Source organism: Candidatus Bathyanammoxibius amoris (assembly GCA_024451685.1).
GTDB classification, from domain to species: Bacteria; Planctomycetota; Brocadiia; order Brocadiales; family Bathyanammoxibiaceae; genus Bathyanammoxibius; species Bathyanammoxibius amoris.
The window spans coordinates 16,582-37,145 of record JAMXCW010000015.1; the positions used below are offsets into that span (position 1 = coordinate 16,582).

A 20,564-nucleotide genomic window follows, 5' to 3' on the forward strand; every position below is an offset into this window, starting at 1 on the left:
TGAATCGTGTCTATCAAAAGTCCTATAATCGCGGTTAATGGTTACCGAAAGGGAACGAAAGGGAAAATTCATAGAGTATTTTACCAAGACCCCATCCGGCATATGCTGCCCGCACTTCTGGTATCTGAAATGGGCAAACGGATGCCCGTACAAATGTGAATATTGCTACCTGCAGTACACCTTTCGCTACCTGCCTGAACCCGTCATCTTCACCAACCTCGATACCGCCATGCTGAAGGAGGTCAAGGCCTGGCTTATTCAACAGACCGAGCCTCGTATACTGGTCACGGGCGAGCTGGCCGATTCCCTTGTCTACGACAAGAAAGTGGGCCTGACCAAGCTTTTAATACCCGTCTTCCAGGATTCAGGCCTCAATCCCTGGGGCCATCGCCTGTACTTCCTTACGAAATCAACGTGCATTGATAACATCCTCAGTTTCAGGCCTTCGCGCAGCGTAATAACTGCCTTCTCCGTAAATTCCATACCCGCGTGGGAGGCCTATGAGCACGGCACGCCTTCCCCGAAAGAGCGGCTTGCCGCGGCTGACACGCTGAGCCGGGCGGGCTGGCCCGTCAGGATACGCCTCGACCCGATGGTGCCCATCCCCGACTGGGAAGAATCGTATGTAGAAATCGCTGAGGAGATATGCTCCATCAAGACCCTTGAGAATGTTACACTGGGCTCTCTTAGATACTTCCCGGGCCTGAAAAGGTTCGCGAGACCAGGACACGGAAGCGATATATTCTCCTTCGGCAAGGACCATAATGACCCCGATAGGCGGCGGAGAGTTCCTGCCGAGACACGCCTGCGCATGTACCGCAGGGTCGTTGAAGCCCTCAAAGAGCGAAGACCGGATATCCCAATAGGTCTCTGCAAGGAAGCGGAATCCATATTCCCCGGCCTCCCGCTGCCGCTGCCCCAGAAGGACTGCGCCTGCATCTAGTCAATCCTGTAAGAGGCGTAGTACGCCGTGCCCCCTGAATTCCTCTCGCCGTTTATCTTCTCCGCCTCAAATCCGTGCATCTGGGAGACTATTCTGATGAACTCGTCAACAATCTCGTCGTAACGCTCATACATCTCGTCTGTTATACTGACCGTCTCATCCTTACCCTGCAGGTAGTGCTGGTAGAGATTAATTTGTCCCCTAATCCTGAAGGTGGTTAACGCTCCGTCAGTAAGGGCCAGGACGAAGCCGTCTTCCCTGTCTTGAATCTTCTCAAAAAAACTCTGGATGAGCCTGGCGGGTGAACCCCAGTGGTCGAAATCTATGAAGGTAAAATCCATATGATTCTGAAGTTCATTATCCAGGAAATCCTGATTGTCTCCCACGAAGACGTTTTCAGCCCCCACAAGTTCCTTAAGCCCCTCTGCCTTCTCTTCGTCCTTCTCTACGACGAAGACCTTGCTGAATAAGTCTTTATAGAACCCGGTGAGCTGTCCCGTTCCGGCAAATAGTTCCAGTGCTTTGGATTTTTCCGCCTCTTGAGCGGCATCCATTCTCAGTCTGAGCTTGTCTGCGTCCAGGGCATCACCCGATGCCTGGTCCGCGGATATAGTCAATTCCTCTTCGATTTCGTTGTAGGTCTCCAGGACCTTGTCTTTTAGGTCCTCCACACGCGCAAGAACACTGTCCAATAGATTTTCGGTCATTTTCTCACCTCCGGTTTCTCAAGCACCACAGTCATGTCGTCCTGTCCTACCACCTGGTCTATCAGTCTGAAGGGCCTTATGTTCAGTCCGTCATACACCCAGGGGTGTTCGGTAAAGTAGATAAAACTGTCCTTGTTAAAATACCTCACATGAGTTGGGTCGCGGAAGGCACCCGTGCCAGCCTCTACAATGGGTACAACCGCCGTCAGACGGCCCCCGGTTTTTAAAACCCGGTGCACCTCGTTCATCACGAAGATGAGGTTCCGGCAGTGCTCCAGGAAATGAGAGGCCCTAATCTCATCCACGGAGCTATCGTCAAATGGAAGTCCGTGGCTGTCAACGTCCCTCACGACGTCCACATCGGGATATCGGTGTACGTCTATCCCGATGTAGTCATCTTTCTTGTTGGAACCACAGCCAAGGTCCAGTCTCCTCACGAGACCTTTCCCTTCACCATGTCATGGATTCTGGCACTGGTACCTGAGGCAAGCGACCTGTCCTTTATGAGCTGCTTGAGCAGCCTGCCAGCCTCGGTATTGTCGTTCGAAAAGTTCTCGATGCTTTCTATGAGGGTGTTTGCCGCCCCTTGCAGCTCCGTTTTGTCCCTGCCGGCGACGGTCAACATCTTTCTGGCCCTCATCAGACGGCCCCAGCCTAGACCGGAGGCCACCATACTGCCCAGCAGGGTTATACCTCCCCCGACCAACGGGGCAAGAGGGAACACGGGTGCCGTCTTCTCTATGGCCTTGCCGACAAATTGTGAGGTGTACGCGACCTTCTCACCCAGAGAGGGCTGGTACGGGTTGTAAACCTCCGGCGTGGATACCTTGTCCATTGCCTTTTTGGTTAGATTGTCTACCACTGCCAGATGTTTGTCCGTCTTGGCGGTAGCTGTTGCGGTCAGGGCCTTTTCATGGATTCGCTCCACGGCCTTGGAGCCGCCGCCACCGCCGGTTAAAGGTCCAAACACAGGAGGCAAGAGGGTTGAACATCCGGTCCCCGAAAAAAGTAACAAAAAGACGATTGTCAAGACTACTCCTTGCTTAACCATTCTAGATACTTCCTCCTACAGTTTGCTGAACAAGAGGGATGAAATACATTTCTTCTCTCCTGAATTTCCCCCGGGTTAATGAGATAAATCTTTTTATTCAAGTCGCTGCTGCATATGATGCATCTCTCTCTATCGGGCAGGAATCGATACAAGATGCCTGACAGGGTGGTGGCCTCGGCAATTTCTTCCCGGGCGCGGTTCCCAAAGTTAAGCCCCTGTCTCGTCCTCCTCTGATGTGTGGCAACAATCATTTCTCTCCCCCCTCGCTCATGTGCGTTGCGTTTGTCTATACGGCTATACAGTCGTTGCGTCTGAACCAGCCGACCGTTTGTTTTATGCCCTCATCAAAAGTGGTCTCGGGCCGCCATCCAAGCCCTCGCACTCTGGTGGAATCTATGGCGTATCTCCTGTCGTGTCCCAACCTGTCCTGCACGTGCGTGATGAGTCCTCTTGACGCGCCCAACTCGTCTAAGAGCTTCTCTGCCACCGCCAGGTTCTTCCTTTCGGCGCCACTCCCCACGTTGTAGACCTCGCCGCAGGAGCCTTTATCCATAATGAGCGCGACGGCAGCGGCAAAATCCGTTACGTATATCCACTCCCTGGTCTGCAAGCCGTGGCCGTAGAGGGGCACGGGTCTGCCAGAGATGGCATTAGTTATGACCTTGGGGATGAACTTCTCCGGGTACTGAGAAGGCCCGTAGTTGTTACATCCTCGAACCGTAACCACGGGTACGCCGTGCGTTACAAGATAGGAATATGCCAGGTGTTCCTGGGCGGCCTTTGAGGCTGAATACGGGTTTCTGGGCCTGAGCGGGTCCGTCTCCTTCTTTGATCCTTCCAGACATTCACCGTAGACCTCATCGGTTGAGACGAGCACAAACCGCCTTACACCATGCCTCCTCGCGGCTTCGAGGACAGAGTGAGTACCCATGACGTTTGTCTCGAGAAATCTACCGGCCTCCATGATGCTCCTGTCTACGTGGGTCTCGGCGGCAAGGTGAACGATGTTTTCCGGGCGGGACTCATCCATTACGTGCTCCACCAGTCCCCGGTTGCAAACGTCGCCCCTGTAGAACCTGAAACCCGGCCGGGCCATACACCCTTTCAAGTTCTCAAGACTCCCCGCGTAAGTGAGCTTATCGAGGACCGAGACCTGCGTACCCATCTCGAGAAAGAGCCTTGTAAGGTGACTCCCGATAAAACCCGCTCCACCTGTTATCAACGTGGACATGATGCTTACCCGATAGTGTTTAAAAAAGAACTCTCCAAAAAGTATTTCAGGGGGCCACAGGGCCCGGAATCGCCTGTTGCGAGTTCCACCAGAGACCGGTTTGTCACGCCAAAGGTGAAAGGCCGCCAGCTTGTGTGGAAGGCGGCTCTGCCTTTGGCACGACCTCTGTCATGACCCTGCGGCGCCCATAGAACACAGAACCGGAAAAGAACAAGGCACTGAAACAAAAAAAGGCCCGAGGGATATCGTTCCTAGAGAAAAATTCCCTCGGACCTCTTGACATCCCCCGGTCTGAGGCCGGGAGATTCTTCGGTTACCGACTTACTGGACTGTATTAATGGTCCGGCGGCTTAACTCATGCTAAACATGCCTCCTGCACCTGTTCGCTCTCACCTGTGCTGGTGGGGTCGCAGCAAACACCTTCCCCGGCCGCCACCAATCTTGTAGCCATGGCCAGATTCAGCGGAGAACTTCCCGCGTCTATCCACCAGCCGTCCAGAATGCTGTACTCAAGTTCACCCGCCCTCAGGTATGCGTTGTTCACGTCGGTTATCTCAAGTTCGCCGCGTTCTGAGGGTTTCAGACCCCTGATGACGTCGAAGACGTCGCTGTCGTACATATAAAACCCGGTGACGGCAAACTCGGAAGGCGGGGTCCGGGGCTTTTCGATTATCTCGACCAGCCTACCCATCGGTCCATGAGCTGCGATCATGCCTGGCGTATGCGGGCCGAATCTCGCCACCCCGAAATTTTGCGGACTTTTAACCTGCGCAAGGAGAAGACGCGCGCTGTGCTCCTGTTCGAGGAACGCCGTGACGTGGCAACTCAGGTCCTTCTGGAATATATTGTCCCCAAGTATGACCGCTATAGACCCGCCGTCTGCGAAGTCTTCTGCCAGCGCCAGCGCTTCGGCAATTCCACCCTCGCCTTCCTGATAGGTGTAGTGAAGCCTCTTGAGGCCAAAGTCCCTGCCATTCCTAAGCAGTCCGAGGAAATCACCCGCCCTGCAACCGCCCGTTACCACCATAATGTCCCGTATCCCTGCGTCTATCAGGGTCTTCAGGGGGTAATGTATCATGGGCCTGTCGTAGACCGGCAGCAGGTGCTTATTCGTTACCTTTGTCAGCGGACCCAGCCGTGTCCCAAGCCCGCCCGCCAACACTACGCCTTTCATGTCTTTTGTCGTCTCCATATCAGCCCTGCTTTTCATTGGATGCGCGTGATCCCTGTCCGTTCCTGCTGTTGAAGTAGTATCCGAAGGCTACGCCGCCCAGTGCCTCAATCACGCCGAGGGAGGCATGAAACCTGTCCTTGTCGATGTCGTATACGATATTGGCTATGAGCAGGACGCACAGCGTGCCTATCAGCGTGAGCGTTATCAGCGCCCTTATCGACCCCTCCGGCAGCCAGAGGGGTTTGTCGTGTTGGAACCAGCCGTTAGTCATTTTAGATACCCTCGCCCTAATCCATACCGTCTTTTATTTGTTGCCGAAGCACGGCAATATCTATTGAGAATCTGTCCGCCAGCACTTTTAAAAGCGCCTTTATGACAGGGGCCTTAAGCTGGCTTTCTTTTTTCTCTTCTCTCTTTGCGGCACTCTTACTGAGGCTGATAGTAATGGGATTGCCTTTTGTACCTTCCCAAGCCCCTCTGTAGTCTCTTGAAGGTAACTGAGAAGAATCTATATCGTCATAAGGTCTACCCTCTACCCTTGCTGTTTTAGCGGCTTTGGCACATACCCGGTCCATAAACGCCTGCTCATTCTCGCCTTCTTTCCGAGCGTTTGGCGCGGGGTAAACCACAATAACGGATTTATCTGCCTTGTAATAAACCCTGACCTTACCCGCCTCGGCAGAATCAACAAGCAACATAAAACAGAGAAAGAAGACACCTATGTATCTCATTATTATTGGTCTCCTATTGCAATGACCCCTACTACGTCCATGTCTGTAGCCGTACCGGCATCGTTGAAAGTCCTAATCTGTACTGAACCAACGGCCCAATCACTCAATGTGGCTGAAGCAATCGCGGCAGACGCTCCCGAAAGACCTGCGATCGCCGCAACGCCGTAGTGTGCATTTGCGAAATTAGTGTCCCAGTTAACGGTGACAATACCCGTTCCGTTGTCAGTAACAGAACTCACATTATATGAGTCAAGGATGGCGGCCGTGCCCGTATCGTCGAATTTAACCCATCCCTTTATCACCGCATCGGCGGCTGGGAGTCTTGAGTCGTTCCCTTCACAGGCAGTATTCGCCGAAGTTCCATAGGGAAGTTGAGAGCCTGTTAGCTTGGAAGAACCGTCAAGCCCCGCGTAGCCGCTGGCGGCATCCTTGTTGGCCGTAGCCTCGACCGTAGAGTCGTGGGCTCCGGACCCGTGCGTCGTGGGCGTCCGGGAGTCGGTCATTCGTGAGTCGGAATCCGTTACGTATTTATTCGTGCCTGACGGCGTACCGGACGTGCCGGCCAGGGCCGCCTTCTCGTCGGAGGCGGGGTCGTTGGCGTTTGAATGGGTGGCGTAGTTGAGATTGAGCTTGCTCTCTACAATGGCGGCGGTACCGGAGACCTCGGTGTCTGTTACTGTACCGTCCGTTATTTCTGAGGAGTCTATCCCCATGCCGAACGGATTATATTTGTTTGTCGTGCCCTCGCTTAAATCATCAGTGGTCTTCGTCCCAAACCGGGTATCAAATCGCGTGTCCGTGTGGTAGAGATTAGTTGAACCCTCTGAGAGGTCGTCGGTGGTCTTACCGCTGAATTTAACCGTGTCTTCGAGGGATACATTTGCCTCATTGGTGGGTGACTCGGTAACTATAAAATCGGAGGCGTCAAAATCGAGTGTTGCGGTGTTCGCGACCTTCTGTGTGTCACCCTCTTCCGTAACAGGGTTGCCGCCTAAATCCTGGTACGAAGTGCCGTCGTGTGAGACCTGGACCTTGCCGCCCTGAGCGTTCCACCTGAGACCCGGCAGGTTTGACCCGCCTTTGTCAAACTTGTAGTATTTATCGGTGTCGTTGGCGTCACCGATGGTGAAGGTGTTGTCAAGACTGCCGGAGCTTGCGAGATATTCAGAGCCTTGCATGCCGTCGAGCAGGTCGGCGTCAAGGCCGGAGCCCGTGCCCTGATTTGCCTTTGTGACTGCGGTGAAGTCTATTACGTCCCCTGTGTCCAGCCTGTATTTCACGGGGGCCCACACATAATCAAACGTACACAGGACTAAAGCCATTGCAAGGGTCAGACAACAGGCAATGGGCCATATCTTACCAGCGCCTCTCATGTTACCTCCCGCCGATTATTCAAATGTGGAATTGTGATCACGTCAAAAGTGCAAACAAAAAAAGCCCGAGGGCCTTCATTTCTGAAATCCCTTCGGGCCTAAGGATATCCCCCGGTCTATTGCCGGGGAATTCTTCAGTTACCGTTTATTTTATGACTACCTTTTATTTAATCGTTGACGCCTCGGTCAGGAAATGTTCCGGCATCATACCCTGTCGCTTTACAGTGAGCCTGTACACCTTTCCGGACGGCACCTCTATCGACGCCACGGTGACACCCTCCCTCGTGACGTCCAGTTTACAAGGGCCGCTCAGGTTGACTACCGTCTCATCCCATCCAGGGTCCAGATTAATCTCCATCCTGCTCAGGCCTCCTTTCCTGGTCACTGCAGAAGCGGTGCCTGTGGTTAAACACAGCGCTTTCTTCTAATCTTAAGGATAGCACTCTACCCCTTTTTTCTCAACCATCTTCCTCTCCGTATCAATGTTTCTCACCGTGTCCTGATATTTCTCAACACCGTCGAAGTGTACGCTCATGCCGGTGATCTTCCTCCCAACTGCCAGATATTCCGGCACATGCGCAACCTTCTTGTCGGCGGCAAGGACCCGTTTCAAGAAACCCCAGTCTCCGCACTTCATGTAACGCGTGTCGTCATCCCACTTTATGTTGTCTCTGAACATGTTACGGTGCATCATCGCAGAATGGTCTATGTAGTTCCGGATGTTCTCGACCCAGTATCTCAGCCCCGGTGTCCACTCGTGCGACAGGTCCCAAATCGCCTCCAGGTAATCTTTATCTCTGGAAACCCTGAAGACCTTCATATAGTGATAGGCCAGGAATACGTCAGGACGGCTCTCAAGGAATTCCGCCAGAGTCCGGTTTCGCTGCGGATGATAAAGGTCGTCGTCGGTTGCGTAAGTAATGTACTTCCCTTTACAGAGCGGAAGGGCCTTATTTATCAGCTTTACATAGCGCACCTCGCTAAGCCTCTGTCCGTCTGTGGGATTCTCCCGGATTATCTGGAAATCGTCGAAATCCTGCCTGAATTGCCCGGCCACCTCAAGGGTCCCGTCTGTGGAGCCGTCATCGCATAGGACGAGCTGAGTGGTGCCGGGGTAATCCTGCTCGGCCAGCGTCTGAAGCGAATCCCTCAGGAACTCACAGCGGTTGTACGTGGTTAATATTATGCTTATCATGTTGAATGTATGGCGTTTTCCTACGTCGTTCCTCTTAAATAGTGCACCAGCATGGTAACAAAGGCGGAGCCGAAGAAGGCCGACAGGCCGGCCAGGAGCTTCCACTGCGACTTCAGTCTGACAAGGTCGTTGTGGTCCCTCAGAAAGATGGTAAACTTGTCCTCAAAGCCGCCGACACGCTCATCCAGTCGCGCCACTTCTTCCGACAATCTAACCGTCTGCTCGGCCATGCGCCGCATCTCCTCCAACATCCGTGCGTCACACACCTTCATCGTGCCAGTACCTCCCCGTAAGCGGTTGACCAGCGGTCAACACCCTTCTCTATGTCATAGTTTTCCCTGACATAACCATACGCGGCCTCTCCCAGTTGAGTCCTCTCTTCCGGGCACTCTATCAGACGGCTAATCGTCTCGACCCACTGGTCGTCTTCTGCGGTTATGCCGGCCAGTCCATTGCATAATGCCTTGCCGTACTCGCCGTAGTTGCTTGCGACTATCGGTATCTTCATGGCCGCGTACTGCAGCAGTCTCAGGTTAGACCGTGACCTGGCGAACTCGGTCTTATAGAGCGGCGCTATCCCGACGTCAAACCTGAACGACGCCATCCAGAAGTGAAATTCTTCTATCGGCATGAAGGGCTGCAGAAATACCCGCGTGTTCTCCCTCTCGTAAAGCCCCTTCGGGCAGGCGCCGTACATGATGAGGACGACCTCCGGGTATTTCTGCAAAACACTCTCCAGGGCCTGCTCCACCAGACCCAGGTCCTGGACATGATAATGGCCGCCGGCCCAGCCGACGGAGAGCTGTTTCCTTGCGGAGAAGTTCATGCGCTCGATGTCGGCAAAATCTATCTGGTTCGGCAGTACGTAGACGGGGGTGTCCACCAGTTCCCTGACGGTCTCGGCGATGGCGTCGGTGGAGGTCGTTATTGCGTCCACACTGCGCGTAATCCGCAGGGCGCTCAACGTCTCAGCCTGGAGTCCCTTCCTCACGTACTCCACACTGTCGGGATATTTAAATATATTGTCATCCAGTTCGTATACCACCTTCTTGCCCTCAAGCTTGCAGTATCTGACTACGTGACATATCAGGTCGCCGACCACCCTCTGGACAACAACGAGGTCGGCCCAGTCTACGTACTCCTTCGCGATGCCAGAGACCACCCGGGTCTCCGCCAGGCCTCTCTTGCGGAGGTGGCGGGCAGGGAGTGTACACCTGTAATAGGTGCAGGCGTTTGCAAGCGGTGAGACATAAAGTATCTTCATCATATAAGGGCATGCTCCATAAGAAGGTCTACGTAGAGCTGCGTCTGTCTTTCCACGGAAGGCAGTGTGCGCGCAAAGCCGTCGCCCATACCCGGCGTCCACTCGAAGGACCATACCTCCTCAACCCAGGGGGGGATGCCCACCCACATGGCGGCTATACTGGCGATAAAGAGTTGTCTCATGAAAAGCCCCGGTACCATGCCCAGGGCAATGCTTGAGGCGTAGACGGCCTCAAGGTTTACTTTGGGCCTTGGTACGCCCTGCTTTTCCATCCAGGTCAGGGTATAGTGGGCCGCGAAGCCTGATGGGTCGTTAATATTACTGTAAGAGACCGTTGATTTTATGGGTACCCAGTTGCCCGGGTCGCTCGAGAGTCTGAGCGGCGTCAGGTGTGCGTACATGCTCCAGTTGTCCGCCTCCTGCTGAAGCCACTCCACGTCCATCTGCTGTTCCTTTATGGAGAACAGCCTCCCGTCCAGGTAGACCGGGTTCCGGTGGTTTATCTGCAGCCGTGATTCATCTAACAGTGCCATTTCTCACCCAGGAAAAAAATCAAATTTATCATAGCTTTCTTTTACTTATTTTGTCACTTCTTCTTCCCCAGTGAAACCACCGAGGTTTGCGCTACCAGCTCTGCCTGCCGGGAGTAGGCGAAGTTCAGGGTTGACTCCTGCACCCAGCCTATACCGTCGGCAGACGTCCATGTGGTATTGATGCCGTACCTGTTGATATATGCCCTGTACCCGCCTGCGGCCCTCTCGATGTATATCTCAGCGGGCTGCGGATTGATTTCCTTGAGCCGGTCACTCAGGCCCGTAAGCTGTGAGTCCATGCCGGAAGACACCGTGTGTTCAGATATTCTGGGCAGGTAGTTTACCGGCAGCCCGGCGATGGGTGTCTTATTATAATGGTCCTTGGGGTCGATTCTCAGGTCTTCTCCCACGGTGCGGCTAAACGCCCAGTTTTTCAGGTCGGCGGACACGTACTCATTTATGATGGCCCTGTTGTTCTCATACGCCCTTCTGAAACTGGAAGACCTCATCACCCTCTCCTCCGTAAGCATCCTGTATCCGGCTGAGACTGAGGGGGCCTCCTGATATACCCAGCACCTGATTACGTGGTTGTAATCACTTGCGGGGTTATTGTCCTTCGGTACCCCGGCAACCTTGCTGACGGTGCCCCTGAAATGTTTACCGTCCGTCAGCGAGCCTGAATAGAAGTGGAAGCGGTTAGAAAACCAGGCCGTCTGGCCAAGGATGAAGAAATTGTCGGCACGCACAAGATACTCTTCAATCATCGGTATATCCGTGGACATTTTCAGCTTGTTACCGAGTATCCTGTCCACCAAGGCGTCGAGATCATCAGGGTACTCATCCTTAAGAACGGGCCATATCTTCTTGTACCTGACCCAGCCGGTGGCCGGGCTGTTGCCCTCCTCTGCGTAGAAGATGACGCCCCTTAAATAAAGGTAGGCCAGTCGTCTTCCGGTCTTCATCTGCCGCCGGGGGCTGAAGAGGCGGGGGGGTGAGTATCTTGGCTCGGGTATTACCCTTTCTGCCGATAATACTCCTCCCGGGCCTATGACCCGGTCCCCCGTCCTCTTCGCTTCAAAGGCCAGGCTGTACCTGCCGGCCTCGTCTTTATAGACAAACTCTCTGCGTGTGCTGGACATGTTAGACGGGGTAGCTCCTCGGCTTTCCGGCCACTGCTACCACACCAAAGGTAAAGCTGGGCGATGTGCCGCCGATAGTGGCCGTTGCCCTGACATACCTGCGGAAACCGGTTACACTGAGTTCCTCCGAACCGGTATCGGTCTTTTGCGTAAAGGTAGCGCCTGAGATATCCGAGAAGCTGGAGTTATCGTCCGAGTCCTGCAACTTGACGTCAAGTGTAGGTGACGTCCCCGCGGCCGCGCCGACGTCAAGGAAGCATACCAGCTCCCTGGGATTACCGTAGTCAGTGCCATGTGTGTCAATGGCGGTGCCGTTGCCGCTGGAAGTCCGGGCCAGCGGTGAAAAAAGACCGGCAACCTTTACCTCTCCCATCAGATCTCTCATCCAAGATTCCTCCTTATTATGTTATCTGTCCTAGATACAATATTTCATCCGGGTTGTCGCCCAGACTTATTACAATCCCCACGTTATTGCTGTCAAAACGGTTCCTCATTGCAGTGGAGAGCATCAGGCCGCGTGAACCCACGGTTCCACTGATACCGTAGGCCAGCGTTACGTCTTTGCGTCGTTCCGCGTCCTGAGGCCTCTCTATTCCAATGCCCGTGAGTTGCTGGTGTCGTGTCACTGTAACCGCCCCCTTACTACAAGTGTGGTGACTGCCTTTCCGCTTGTTACGTCCTTCTGTATCTCGTACCCCACCACTACGGGCTTGAAATCCGGGTCGAGTGCAGGGATGGGAATCTGCTCCGAGCCGTCCAGGTTTGACATTGACTCCATGTCTATTTGCAGGCCCACATGCACGTTAAGTTCCCCCATTACCTGATACGTCCTCAACACCTCGTCCTTGCCGTACCTCTTTTCCAGAAACGGCAATATGTTTTCCAGTGACTCCCAGCTTGGTGTGTTGATGGACAATTCCCTGGAGGGCGTATCCATGACCGCAGTCGCATCGGACGCGCTGCCCCTTGAGGCGGCTCCCCTTTCTGCGTAGGTCTGCATCTTACGCAACTGCACAGGCGAACCCTGGACCGCCCCGGCCTGGACTATCTGTGTCGCAACGTCCGTATCGTACCTGCCGTCGGGACCGAGGCTTGACAGTACCCTGCGCATGCCGTAAGAATCTTTGCTTATCTGGGTGTAGGAAATGGACTCTTCTCTGGTAATCTTCCTTCCAAGTATACCCCAGGGCGAGATGTCGTCTTTAGCCATGGATTTAAGTTCTTTGTGGGTGACGCCATCATCGGTATAGACTACGGCTTCCGTGGTGGTGACTTGGGCTGCAAGCTCACCTTCACGGGTGTACCAGTAATCGGTGCGGGTTTCTTCCAAATTTTCAAAGAGGCCGAATACCACCTGTCCGTATTGCGGAAAGAAAACCATCTGGTCCAGTGAAGTAATCCGGCCGGGAATGGCATAGAACCTGCGTCCTACAACGTTGCCGTACTCACGTGGTGCGGCAAAGCTCCAGTGTGTATTCTCATAGATGAAAGCCGCTTTCTCCCTGGAGAAAAGGACACGGTTCGGTCCCGATAGCGTATAACGATACTTATATGTGGAGCGTGTCTCACCTAGAGTAAAGGAGGCATTGCCGAATATGTCCTTACCCTTAAGTATCGAGACCTCCTCTTCGGAGTAGCCGTTTACAATGAATGTGTCGACGTCATACGTAAGACCATAAGGGTTTGGACCCCATATTGTGATGGCTTTTGAAGTCGCGTAAACGCGTTTTCCGGGTGTACTGACACTGTAAGGTGTACCTGTGGAATCGGCCTGTGTTAGGAAGTATTCCCTTTCGATACCATAGGCATAGTTCCCTATCCAGCGGTCTCCAATCCTGTCGAGTACCCACTGGTACGGTTCTGATGTAATCGGTCCCTTGAACCTCTCGGGCCTGAAGCGACCGACGTTGCCGCGCAGCCTTATCTGGGAGGGTTTCTCTTTCCTGATTACCTCCTCCCTGACCATCCGGACACCGCTTAGCTCCAGCACGTTTTCTGCGTCAAGGGCATACTCAGCGGCACCGCCTTCGGTGATGAAGACATGACCAGCTACACTATAGATAAAAGGCTCCATCGGGCTTACGAGTGTCTTGACCGCTGAGAGAATGGGAGTACCGGGTTCCACGGTAAACTGTTTTACCCAGTAGGCGGGCAGGCTGGAGTGCACGACGGTACCGGCCATCTGTCCCAGCGTCTCTATAATCTGATTGGAATTCCAGCCACGTTCACCGAACTCGTCACCGATAAGTATCCAGGGACGATATTCTATCTGTGCCTCACTCCCAGCATAATCCTTTCGAAAGTCGTCATACTGCGTTTGAGAGAGGGTGAAGAATATCTGCTTCTTCTTGGGTGATTTCCTGCCCTCAAGCTGCATGGGTGAGAGCAGGCTGAGGCTCTGAGACCAGCCGTCAGTGCCCAGTTCTTTGCTTATCCCTTCGACCACGAATTCCCGTTGCTCTCCCGCTACGTCGAACTGTATGGTGTCGCCGGGCTGATAACCCCCTGAAAAACTGTCCAGTTCCACTGTAGCCGTCTCTGAGAGTGCATCAAGCCCGTGGCTTACTTTAATCTTTTGCAGGTTTTCAGTGATGCTTACCATGATTTCAAATTGCCGGCTGATTGTTGATTAAGGTTATCTTTATGTCCGTCGCCTCGGTAGTGTCCTTCAAGGCTGCGAAGTGGAGTCCACTCACGAGAGGACCCGAGTTTTTGACCTCAGGCACGGGGGCGCTGACGTTAAAAACTATCCTGGGCAATAAAATCTCCATAGAGAAACTACCCTGCACCGCGGTAATCTTCAGGGAAGAGGTGCTGAGGTCATTGAACCTGTTGTAATAACTGAAATCCTCAAACTCCAGCGTCAAAGTGCCTGATACGTACCTGAGACCTTCGCTGATGGAGTATCTCTCCCTCTGGCCCAGAACAAAACCGTTCCTGTCAAGCTGGTTTGCGATGACAAGCTTGGCGTTAAGTACGTTGTTCAGTACGCCGGCACCGTCCTGTATGCTGACCTGATATGAAATGGGCGCACCCTCGCCTTCTAACAGGGAGGAAGCAACCGAGCCGGTAGCCGTGTCTGCGGTCTTTGAGAGTATATCAAGCAGGCCCGTAACCGGGCCACCGTCACCGGGGAAATTGAGTAGCAGTGTGTCTATCCTGCACCCTTTAAACAACAGGAAACTCCCGACGTCGTTAAAACCCTTTTCTATGGAGAGGCCGGGAGGGAGACTGCTGCCACCCGTGATGACGTGTGTATAGGGTGCGCCACCACCGCTGGTACTGGCGTTTCCGAGGCTGTGCTTGAGAAGTGTGCCAATGGAATCAAGCTCTATGTCAAGTGCAACCTTGCCGCCTGTGTCGATGTGGCCAGACCCGGCACCCGTAGACATCCTCTCCGAACCGTCTTTAACCTGCATAAAGGCGCTGCCCCTGACACCAAGCCCCTCGGCGGTAAAGGGTATCAGCCTCATCTGGGGGCTTGGAGGGGTTACCCCGAATGTGGTTTCTTCTACATAGGAAAGCCTGGTACTATTTCCTCTGGACTGTGGCATCGGTGTCTACTTAATACGCCCCTACGGATGGTCTTTCCAGGGCCGTGAGTACGACCCTTGCAGTCTTTACAAATGCGTCTGCACGTGCGGATTCTTCGGGATACTCATGGCTAAGTATCGCCGAATCTATTACATTGCCGCTCAGGGTGGGGTCGGTGCTCACCAGTCTCTCCACCGCCTCCACATAGCGCCATAGCTTCTTTTGCAGGATGTCTGTATCGACACTTACCGTTCTGTCGGTAATCTCCACTGAGATCCTGTGTTTCAATTCCCGCCTGCTGGAGAGGATATTACCTGTCGATGTTTCCAGGCCGACCACCGTTATGTTTGGATACGACGGGTCCTGGTGCTCTCTTTCAACGAAGTATCCCTGTATGTCATCGAGGGTAATTCCGTCGTTCCTTTCGGTATCGATGGTGTCTAGCTTTCCCGGCATATTAGTTTGTAAAAAGGTCTTCACCTGGTCTACGACGTCTTCAATCATTTGCAAGAAACCTCCATATTCCCGTGCCACATGATTAACGGCAGTGCGCAATAGTCATTACGCAAAAAACGCAAAAACTTGTTCGGACGGAGGCAAACCCCGTCGCTTCGTCACTCGTGCGGGTACCGTCTACCTTAGACCTAAAATCCGCTATATTGGGGGCGGCCGGGTGGATGTCCGCACGGACTCTATAAGCAAATGTCTAGGAAATCCCTGTTCACCCAACTGAACCACTAGAACCTGTATCTCTTATAGAGATCCAGGACTACCTTTATCTCATCGGGCAGATGCGATATGTACGAAACACCGGCTTTAGAACTTATACCCAGCCTGTTCCTGCCCCGGTCGTAATATTTCATGGCCACCAGCTCGATGGCAGCCTGGTCGAGGTCCTTCGGAATGCTGGCATAACCGGCTGTGTACTGAAGCCGCACGTTCTTCTTTCCTCTGGAAAATGTCCCGGAGTTTAGCTTCAAGAGTCCAAGCTGGCCGTAAAGTGTGTATGCCGATGCATCCTTCTCGATGCTATCGACCTCCAGCAAGGTGACAGTGGAGATTGGATACTGATTGGTCAATATCCCCTCTGTCCCATCACCGTCGTAGTACTCGTCGTAGGTGCCCTCTGTAAAGGTGCGCCCACAGTAGGAGTGGATCAGGTCAGTGGCCCAATCCACCAGCCTGCTTATGAGCGCATCGTCAGAGCTGCCCGCGACGCCAAGGTAATCCTTCACGTTTGTCACCGTAGTAAGAGACATTGTCTTTTACCTGTCTATGTCCTGGCGGTACTGGTTTTCTTGCCCGTGGCGTGTCTGGACGTATTCCGGCATGCCGCCTTCCGGGTGGTCTTCTTTAAATGGACCATCTTGTCTTTGTAGTCCTTGATAGTCATCACATTTTCCCTCCAACTGAATAGCAGGGCATTTTTACACTCCTGCCCTTAAAAACCCTTAATTTCTGGTGAGGCCGAGTGGTGCCGGCAGTCACGTCTGAGGAGGGCAACTCTGCACCAGAGGTAAAACACCTCTCTTGCAGGGGGGAAACAACAACGTTCCGTGACCCCGGCACTCTGGGCCCTTGCGGCCGCTGTACTACGGCCTTACGCCTGTGACCTTGCAGAAGACCTCGGGGGTCCTCAGGATGAAGTCCAGCCTGGATATGGTCCTTATCCACGACTGATAGTACTCAAAGGCCGTGCCCGACTGGTCTACGGCGAACTCCATGCCCAGCCGCTCGCCTATAATGGCCTCGTCGAACTGGCCGCAGAGTATGTAGGAACAGTCACTTGAACTGCCGACAGTCAGGTTTGTCGGTATCTGGGTGGTGAGATGCACCGGTATACCCATCAGGCTGTCCGGCTCCTTCAGGCTGGGCGAGACGTTGTAGATGTACTGCCCGTTAGAGTCCTTTATTTTCCTCAGGGTGTTTTTGGTCCTGGGATGCATCAACCATGCGGATGCGGCGCCGTTGTTGAGTTCTACCTTGTAGAGCGCATCGTATATATCGTCAAAATCCGGCGTTCCACCGTTTGCGCCCAGAGTTACCTCGTTCACGTTGCTGGTGTTCATGATGCCCAGTGGTTGATTGGATGTCCCATCGCCCGCGATGAAGGCGATATCCTCGGCAAGGGCCAGCACTTTGGCAATGTCCCTGCGTACGGCCGCCTCTGCGGCGCCGGAGGAGTCCTGCAGCAACTGGTTTGACACCTTAACCATCGCCGCCAGTACCTTTGCCACCAATTGCGACTGCGCGACGGTCTGGTCACTGGACGTTATCTGCGCATTCTCACCTATCCAGTATGCCATGGCGCCACCGGAAATCTTTGGTATGTTGAGGGTGTCGGTAGCCATCGGATAAACGGTAGCGCCCGCCCTCCTGATAACCGCCTGGGCCGTTATGCGGTCCTTAACCTCACTGACGTGCTCTTCCGGTACAAGAAAGCCGCCTGCCGAACCGGTCCCTTCGCCCAGTGCCTTCCTCTCATAGCGCGCCCCCGTCCAGTCCTTTGTTGACATTGCCTTGAAGAGGCGGCCAAAGCTGAACCTGCTCGGTTCACCACTCCCTGCCCACTTCGAGGGGAATTCCAGCTTCCTTGGGCTCCTGACCATTTTATGTACGGCGTCATTCAGCCTGTTCTTCACCATACCCTCTATCCTGTCGGCCAGGGACTCCTTGTGTTTTTCAAGTTCGCCGGGCATGCCCTTCAGCATCTTCTCAAGGACATTTACCCTCTGTGTGACTTCCTTATTCATCCAAATTCCTCCTTTGCGGTAATTACGTTCGGTTACAATTGCAGATTCTGCACTAATGCGGCCAAAGGGTACGACTGCTCCTTATCTGGAGCCGGACGAGCATACGCTGGACCCAATGGATTTCTCTATAATACTGACTACTTCGTATGAAGAGATCAGGGGTCTCGCCGTGAGATCCTCAACCTCCTTCAGCATGGAATCAAGTTTGTCTACCAGCGCCTGGTCGGATGCCGTCCGGTCGACATTATTTCTGAGCGACTTCATCTCCCTCTGGCTGATGAGACCGCTCCTCCTGGCCTCCGCAAGGGCCTTCGGATTTGTCGGGATGGGCACTGCAGATATCTCAACCAGCTCCTGTTGCTTGAAACGCCGTCCCCTCGTTGCGCCGGCGATTTCCTCCCAGTCCTTGGGTATAAACCCCACCGAGAAGCTTCTAAGAAAGCCGCCGCGATAGAGCTTATAAATGGTATCCGCAAACGGGTACTCGGCGCGGGTGGCAAACTGGAGCCTGAACATCAGCTGTCCGTTGCCGATGCGGGTCTCAAGGACCTTAGCGATGGGCGGGCTGTCGTATTTGTGGGCAAAAAGCACCACCGGGTTCTTTCTGAAATTTTCCAGTTCCCAGCCGGTGGTACTCATTACGTCGCCGTCGCGGTCGGCCTCCTCCGTAGAGGCCACGGCCCAGAAACTCCTTGAGGCGTCGTCCTCTTCCTTTAACACGACCCCATACGTCTTGTAGATAGTGGTTGGCATGTCTCTCCCTTTTCTCATCTCTCGCTTTAACAACCGGAAACAAAAAAGGCCCGGGAGAGTTTTTTTTGCTCAAAACTCCCCCGGGCCTCATGGTTTCTTAAAAAGAACCTTCGGTTACCGGATTTTTTATTTCGTGCGGCGTCCGTTCATCACTCCGGACGTGTTCCTAGTATCTAATGGTCTATCTTCTCCTGCTCCTCAATAGACGTTTTTATGTTTCTTATGATGCCGTCTACCAGCACCAGTTCCAAATTGACCGTGCCGTAAAAACCCTCGCGCATCACGCCGTCAATCACCCGGCCGGCCTTTACGCGGAACCGGTCAACCGCCTTTTTATTAATTGGTTTTTCCTTCGTAACCATCATAACTTGAATTTACCACACTTTGTAAACTTGTCAATGGCAGGAATCAACAGTAATCAACACAGGCACAAGGCTAATCTAGCTTTTAGCCTTCCTCTATTTCAATAATGCCTTGTTTCCCTCTTAAAGTGACGGTCCAATTGTTTATCAAGTCTCTCCCTATGCACGCGTGCTCCGCATCTGTTACTATTACTCTGTGAACCTTCTTGTCAAACGGGGACACGGATACTTTTGCTGAGTAAACATCTTCGAATCTTATTGCGGTCGCTTCTTTATAACCAGCCACGAGCATTTTATCTACCTTTACGAGTCCCAATTCTGTTACAATTTTTTGGGGAACTACACTGATAGACGCTCCTGAATCAACAATTGCAGGTAGTGTTCTTGATGAAGATTGTGTGCTATCAGGAATAGAAACAGTACAGTCAATCACTGGTGCAGACGGAAGAAAAGAGGGATTGTAAGGTATACTTAAGCTCATCTCTTACTTACGCAAGAACGGTGTGGGTATATGAGCAACTTCTGGTTCCCTGGTTACCTTTGGCATGTATATAGAACGGTAGCCATATTTTTTGTATACTCTCTCCGCTAATCCAGAGAAATCTTCATCGAAATCAACAACCTCATTGTCTACAATAGCAATAAATTTATTCTTGTAATCTTTGACAAGTCTTTCTTTATTTGCGTTAAAGAACTTCACTGCCTCTTCAAATTCTTCACTGTCAGAACGTTCTACCACCTCTTCATGTTCACCGAAATCTTCTAATGTGTTCCATGGGTCTGTTTCTATTGCCGGTTCACATGCTAGCACAAAATTGCCTCCAAAAGCAACCTTCCACTCCTTTTGCCTACGTAACCATTCATCAGTTTTCCCAGTAGATTGTGGTCCTAGTACATCAACCCAAGAGATTGTTATTTGTTCGTTTGTTGGTGTGTATTCGCCAGAAAATAAGTCAACAGAATCAATAACAATTTGGAAGCTTCCCAACACATCCGCAAGACTTTTCACAGTTCCAGTGTTCCATTGTAACGGTTCTGTTCGCAATATAGGATCTTGCCCTCTAGCTACCATTACGGCGTTATTTCTAGCGGAGTATATTGGGACTAGTGGCGCTGCTTGTCTTCTAATTTGAGTATCCGCAAGAGCCGGTAATGTCATCGTTTATCCCTTTTCTAATAAAGTCTTTAATACACTTTTAGAGCGGCGTATTTTCTCATCAACTTCGGCAACTCTGCGCTTTACATGTTCAACGTTTCCAACATCGCAATGGTAGTTAAATCTGCCTATCACTTCCTTAACAACAACATTATTATCAATTATACTAGGAATTGGGTCAATAGTTAATTTTACTGCAAAATCGCCGTCCTTATAGCGAATAATGCTCCCGGGGAAAACTGCACCTCTTACTAAATCATTGAATGCTTTTGTTTCGGATTCGGGAAGAAACTTTTGCTTTATTAGACCAGTCAGGTCTTCTTCTCCAGGCTTCTTGATGTTCCACGAAGAGTTTAATCCCACAGCATTATATGGCGTATGAGGCAGTTTATTAACATATTCAATCACAATCTGCTTTAGTGTTCCAAGATTACTTTCATTAACTACTTTTAGTCCTACCTCCAATTTGTTCTCATCCACGGTTAGCAAGAAATTTTGCGATTCAAATAGTGAGAAAAGAGGCGTATTAATAAAATTTGTAGCTTGTTCTGCAATAATGTTTTTGTCACGCAACCAATCTTTTGAAGCGATTGAAGGGTTGTAGTTCTGTGCCAAGACAACAATATTAGCGCTATTTAATAGTACATTCATGTGGCACCTCGCAT

28 protein-coding genes are annotated in these 20,564 nt (G+C 52.4%); 1 reads left to right on the forward strand and 27 read right to left on the reverse strand.

Annotated features, from left to right (window positions below; genetic code table 11):
* The first annotated feature begins 37 nt into the window (after nucleotides 1–37).
* Complete coding sequence (locus NOU37_08250; GenBank protein MCQ4575221.1) at nucleotides 38–943, forward strand: hypothetical protein; 906 nt, start codon at nucleotides 38–40, stop codon at nucleotides 941–943.
* Here the strand turns inward: NOU37_08250 and NOU37_08255 are convergent.
* The 27 genes from NOU37_08255 to NOU37_08385 all read right to left on the reverse strand — a co-directional run bounded on the left by NOU37_08255 (nucleotide 940) and on the right by NOU37_08385 (nucleotide 20,550).
* On the reverse strand, nucleotides 940–1,650 hold the full coding sequence (locus NOU37_08255) for a hypothetical protein (protein MCQ4575222.1): 711 nt from the start codon (nucleotides 1,648–1,650) through the stop codon (nucleotides 940–942). The genes NOU37_08250 and NOU37_08255 overlap by 4 nt on opposite strands.
* Nucleotides 1,647–2,087 carry a class I SAM-dependent methyltransferase gene (locus NOU37_08260; protein ID MCQ4575223.1) on the reverse strand — a complete coding sequence of 147 codons (441 nt, stop codon included), beginning with the start codon at nucleotides 2,085–2,087 and terminating at the stop codon, nucleotides 1,647–1,649. The genes NOU37_08255 and NOU37_08260 overlap by 4 nt, the downstream gene beginning before the upstream one ends.
* Nucleotides 2,084–2,701 (reverse strand): hypothetical protein, encoded by a 618-nt coding sequence (locus NOU37_08265; GenBank protein ID MCQ4575224.1) that lies wholly within the window; start codon nucleotides 2,699–2,701, stop codon nucleotides 2,084–2,086. Before NOU37_08265 ends, NOU37_08260 begins: the two co-directional genes overlap by 4 nt.
* A complete protein-coding gene (locus NOU37_08270; GenBank protein ID MCQ4575225.1) occupies nucleotides 2,683–2,952 on the reverse strand; it encodes a hypothetical protein in 270 nt (89 codons plus the stop codon). Before NOU37_08270 ends, NOU37_08265 begins: the two co-directional genes overlap by 19 nt.
* Before the next feature lie 35 nt (nucleotides 2,953–2,987).
* Nucleotides 2,988–3,932, reverse strand: coding sequence for a dTDP-glucose 4,6-dehydratase (gene rfbB / locus NOU37_08275; GenBank protein MCQ4575226.1), 945 nt, complete (start codon nucleotides 3,930–3,932; stop codon nucleotides 2,988–2,990).
* A 355-nt stretch (nucleotides 3,933–4,287) separates the two neighbouring features.
* Nucleotides 4,288–5,124, reverse strand: a complete 837-nt coding sequence (locus NOU37_08280; protein ID MCQ4575227.1) for a sugar phosphate nucleotidyltransferase — start codon at nucleotides 5,122–5,124, stop codon at nucleotides 4,288–4,290.
* Between the two features lies 1 nt (nucleotide 5,125).
* A complete protein-coding gene (locus NOU37_08285; GenBank protein ID MCQ4575228.1) occupies nucleotides 5,126–5,377 on the reverse strand; it encodes a hypothetical protein in 252 nt (83 codons plus the stop codon).
* A gap of 16 nt (nucleotides 5,378–5,393) precedes the next feature.
* Complete coding sequence (locus tag NOU37_08290; GenBank protein ID MCQ4575229.1) at nucleotides 5,394–5,837, reverse strand: hypothetical protein; 444 nt, start codon at nucleotides 5,835–5,837, stop codon at nucleotides 5,394–5,396.
* Nucleotides 5,838–5,839: 2 nt separating this feature from the next.
* Nucleotides 5,840–7,210, reverse strand: coding sequence for a hypothetical protein (locus tag NOU37_08295; GenBank protein ID MCQ4575230.1), 1,371 nt, complete (start codon nucleotides 7,208–7,210; stop codon nucleotides 5,840–5,842).
* 163 nt (nucleotides 7,211–7,373) lie between these two features.
* Nucleotides 7,374–7,568, reverse strand: coding sequence for a hypothetical protein (locus NOU37_08300; protein MCQ4575231.1), 195 nt, complete (start codon nucleotides 7,566–7,568; stop codon nucleotides 7,374–7,376).
* Nucleotides 7,569–7,640: 72 nt separating this feature from the next.
* Entirely contained in the window at nucleotides 7,641–8,405 is a 765-nt protein-coding gene (locus NOU37_08305) for a glycosyltransferase (GenBank protein ID MCQ4575232.1), read from the reverse strand.
* Nucleotides 8,406–8,425: 20 nt separating this feature from the next.
* The gene (locus tag NOU37_08310) at nucleotides 8,426–8,677 is read right to left on the reverse strand and encodes a hypothetical protein (protein ID MCQ4575233.1); all 252 of its coding nucleotides are present in this window, start codon (nucleotides 8,675–8,677) and stop codon (nucleotides 8,426–8,428) included.
* Nucleotides 8,674–9,672: a glycosyltransferase gene (locus NOU37_08315; GenBank protein ID MCQ4575234.1), complete on the reverse strand. Its 999-nt coding sequence runs from the start codon at nucleotides 9,670–9,672 to the stop codon at nucleotides 8,674–8,676. Before NOU37_08315 ends, NOU37_08310 begins: the two co-directional genes overlap by 4 nt.
* Nucleotides 9,669–10,202, reverse strand: coding sequence for a hypothetical protein (locus NOU37_08320; protein MCQ4575235.1), 534 nt, complete (start codon nucleotides 10,200–10,202; stop codon nucleotides 9,669–9,671). Before NOU37_08320 ends, NOU37_08315 begins: the two co-directional genes overlap by 4 nt.
* A 53-nt stretch (nucleotides 10,203–10,255) precedes the next feature.
* A complete protein-coding gene (locus tag NOU37_08325) occupies nucleotides 10,256–11,341 on the reverse strand; it encodes a hypothetical protein (protein ID MCQ4575236.1) in 1,086 nt (361 codons plus the stop codon).
* 1 nt (nucleotide 11,342) lies between these two features.
* On the reverse strand, nucleotides 11,343–11,726 hold the full coding sequence (locus tag NOU37_08330) for a hypothetical protein (GenBank protein ID MCQ4575237.1): 384 nt from the start codon (nucleotides 11,724–11,726) through the stop codon (nucleotides 11,343–11,345).
* 16 nt (nucleotides 11,727–11,742) lie between these two features.
* Nucleotides 11,743–11,967 carry a hypothetical protein gene (locus NOU37_08335; GenBank protein ID MCQ4575238.1) on the reverse strand — a complete coding sequence of 75 codons (225 nt, stop codon included), beginning with the start codon at nucleotides 11,965–11,967 and terminating at the stop codon, nucleotides 11,743–11,745.
* Nucleotides 11,964–13,943 carry a hypothetical protein gene (locus NOU37_08340; GenBank protein MCQ4575239.1) on the reverse strand — a complete coding sequence of 660 codons (1,980 nt, stop codon included), beginning with the start codon at nucleotides 13,941–13,943 and terminating at the stop codon, nucleotides 11,964–11,966. Before NOU37_08340 ends, NOU37_08335 begins: the two co-directional genes overlap by 4 nt.
* Before the next feature lie 4 nt (nucleotides 13,944–13,947).
* Nucleotides 13,948–14,895 (reverse strand): phage tail tube protein, encoded by a 948-nt coding sequence (locus NOU37_08345; protein MCQ4575240.1) that lies wholly within the window; start codon nucleotides 14,893–14,895, stop codon nucleotides 13,948–13,950.
* A 10-nt stretch (nucleotides 14,896–14,905) separates the two neighbouring features.
* Entirely contained in the window at nucleotides 14,906–15,379 is a 474-nt protein-coding gene (locus tag NOU37_08350) for a hypothetical protein (protein MCQ4575241.1), read from the reverse strand.
* A 233-nt stretch (nucleotides 15,380–15,612) separates the two neighbouring features.
* On the reverse strand, nucleotides 15,613–16,134 hold the full coding sequence (locus NOU37_08355; protein ID MCQ4575242.1) for a head-tail connector protein: 522 nt from the start codon (nucleotides 16,132–16,134) through the stop codon (nucleotides 15,613–15,615).
* 333 nt (nucleotides 16,135–16,467) lie between these two features.
* Nucleotides 16,468–17,628, reverse strand: a complete 1,161-nt coding sequence (locus tag NOU37_08360; protein MCQ4575243.1) for a phage major capsid protein — start codon at nucleotides 17,626–17,628, stop codon at nucleotides 16,468–16,470.
* 81 nt (nucleotides 17,629–17,709) lie between these two features.
* Nucleotides 17,710–18,381: an HK97 family phage prohead protease gene (locus NOU37_08365; protein MCQ4575244.1), complete on the reverse strand. Its 672-nt coding sequence runs from the start codon at nucleotides 18,379–18,381 to the stop codon at nucleotides 17,710–17,712.
* Nucleotides 18,382–18,554: 173 nt separating this feature from the next.
* Nucleotides 18,555–18,746 carry a hypothetical protein gene (locus NOU37_08370; protein MCQ4575245.1) on the reverse strand — a complete coding sequence of 64 codons (192 nt, stop codon included), beginning with the start codon at nucleotides 18,744–18,746 and terminating at the stop codon, nucleotides 18,555–18,557.
* A gap of 82 nt (nucleotides 18,747–18,828) precedes the next feature.
* A complete protein-coding gene (locus NOU37_08375) occupies nucleotides 18,829–19,224 on the reverse strand; it encodes a retroviral-like aspartic protease family protein (protein MCQ4575246.1) in 396 nt (131 codons plus the stop codon).
* A 3-nt stretch (nucleotides 19,225–19,227) separates the two neighbouring features.
* Nucleotides 19,228–19,902, reverse strand: coding sequence for a DUF5678 domain-containing protein (locus tag NOU37_08380; GenBank protein MCQ4575247.1), 675 nt, complete (start codon nucleotides 19,900–19,902; stop codon nucleotides 19,228–19,230).
* Nucleotides 19,903–19,905: 3 nt separating this feature from the next.
* The gene (locus tag NOU37_08385; protein MCQ4575248.1) at nucleotides 19,906–20,550 is read right to left on the reverse strand and encodes a hypothetical protein; all 645 of its coding nucleotides are present in this window, start codon (nucleotides 20,548–20,550) and stop codon (nucleotides 19,906–19,908) included.
* Nucleotides 20,551–20,564 lie beyond the last annotated feature (14 nt).

Excerpts from the sequence above, each read along its gene's own strand:
- NOU37_08250 (MCQ4575221.1), top strand. The coding sequence starts at position 38 with ATGGTTACCGAAAGGGAACGAAAGGGAAAATTCATAGAGTATTTTACC.
- NOU37_08255 (MCQ4575222.1), bottom strand. The coding sequence starts at position 1,650 with ATGACCGAAAATCTATTGGACAGTGTTCTTGCGCGTGTGGAGGACCTA.
- NOU37_08265 (MCQ4575224.1), bottom strand. The coding sequence starts at position 2,701 with ATGGTTAAGCAAGGAGTAGTCTTGACAATCGTCTTTTTGTTACTTTTT.
- NOU37_08270 (MCQ4575225.1), bottom strand. The coding sequence starts at position 2,952 with ATGATTGTTGCCACACATCAGAGGAGGACGAGACAGGGGCTTAACTTT.
- rfbB (MCQ4575226.1), bottom strand. The coding sequence starts at position 3,932 with ATGTCCACGTTGATAACAGGTGGAGCGGGTTTTATCGGGAGTCACCTT.
- NOU37_08280 (MCQ4575227.1), bottom strand. The coding sequence starts at position 5,124 with ATGGAGACGACAAAAGACATGAAAGGCGTAGTGTTGGCGGGCGGGCTT.
- NOU37_08285 (MCQ4575228.1), bottom strand. The coding sequence starts at position 5,377 with ATGACTAACGGCTGGTTCCAACACGACAAACCCCTCTGGCTGCCGGAG.
- NOU37_08290 (MCQ4575229.1), bottom strand. The coding sequence starts at position 5,837 with ATGAGATACATAGGTGTCTTCTTTCTCTGTTTTATGTTGCTTGTTGAT.
- NOU37_08295 (MCQ4575230.1), bottom strand. The coding sequence starts at position 7,210 with ATGAGAGGCGCTGGTAAGATATGGCCCATTGCCTGTTGTCTGACCCTT.
- NOU37_08300 (MCQ4575231.1), bottom strand. The coding sequence starts at position 7,568 with ATGGAGATTAATCTGGACCCTGGATGGGATGAGACGGTAGTCAACCTG.
- NOU37_08305 (MCQ4575232.1), bottom strand. The coding sequence starts at position 8,405 with ATGATAAGCATAATATTAACCACGTACAACCGCTGTGAGTTCCTGAGG.
- NOU37_08310 (MCQ4575233.1), bottom strand. The coding sequence starts at position 8,677 with ATGAAGGTGTGTGACGCACGGATGTTGGAGGAGATGCGGCGCATGGCC.
- NOU37_08315 (MCQ4575234.1), bottom strand. The coding sequence starts at position 9,672 with ATGATGAAGATACTTTATGTCTCACCGCTTGCAAACGCCTGCACCTAT.
- NOU37_08320 (MCQ4575235.1), bottom strand. The coding sequence starts at position 10,202 with ATGGCACTGTTAGATGAATCACGGCTGCAGATAAACCACCGGAACCCG.
- NOU37_08325 (MCQ4575236.1), bottom strand. The coding sequence starts at position 11,341 with ATGTCCAGCACACGCAGAGAGTTTGTCTATAAAGACGAGGCCGGCAGG.
- NOU37_08330 (MCQ4575237.1), bottom strand. The coding sequence starts at position 11,726 with ATGAGAGATCTGATGGGAGAGGTAAAGGTTGCCGGTCTTTTTTCACCG.
- NOU37_08340 (MCQ4575239.1), bottom strand. The coding sequence starts at position 13,943 with ATGGTAAGCATCACTGAAAACCTGCAAAAGATTAAAGTAAGCCACGGG.
- NOU37_08345 (MCQ4575240.1), bottom strand. The coding sequence starts at position 14,895 with ATGCCACAGTCCAGAGGAAATAGTACCAGGCTTTCCTATGTAGAAGAA.
- NOU37_08350 (MCQ4575241.1), bottom strand. The coding sequence starts at position 15,379 with ATGATTGAAGACGTCGTAGACCAGGTGAAGACCTTTTTACAAACTAAT.
- NOU37_08355 (MCQ4575242.1), bottom strand. The coding sequence starts at position 16,134 with ATGTCTCTTACTACGGTGACAAACGTGAAGGATTACCTTGGCGTCGCG.
- NOU37_08360 (MCQ4575243.1), bottom strand. The coding sequence starts at position 17,628 with ATGAATAAGGAAGTCACACAGAGGGTAAATGTCCTTGAGAAGATGCTG.
- NOU37_08365 (MCQ4575244.1), bottom strand. The coding sequence starts at position 18,381 with ATGCCAACCACTATCTACAAGACGTATGGGGTCGTGTTAAAGGAAGAG.
- NOU37_08370 (MCQ4575245.1), bottom strand. The coding sequence starts at position 18,746 with ATGATGGTTACGAAGGAAAAACCAATTAATAAAAAGGCGGTTGACCGG.
- NOU37_08375 (MCQ4575246.1), bottom strand. The coding sequence starts at position 19,224 with ATGAGCTTAAGTATACCTTACAATCCCTCTTTTCTTCCGTCTGCACCA.
- NOU37_08380 (MCQ4575247.1), bottom strand. The coding sequence starts at position 19,902 with ATGACATTACCGGCTCTTGCGGATACTCAAATTAGAAGACAAGCAGCG.
- NOU37_08385 (MCQ4575248.1), bottom strand. The coding sequence starts at position 20,550 with ATGAATGTACTATTAAATAGCGCTAATATTGTTGTCTTGGCACAGAAC.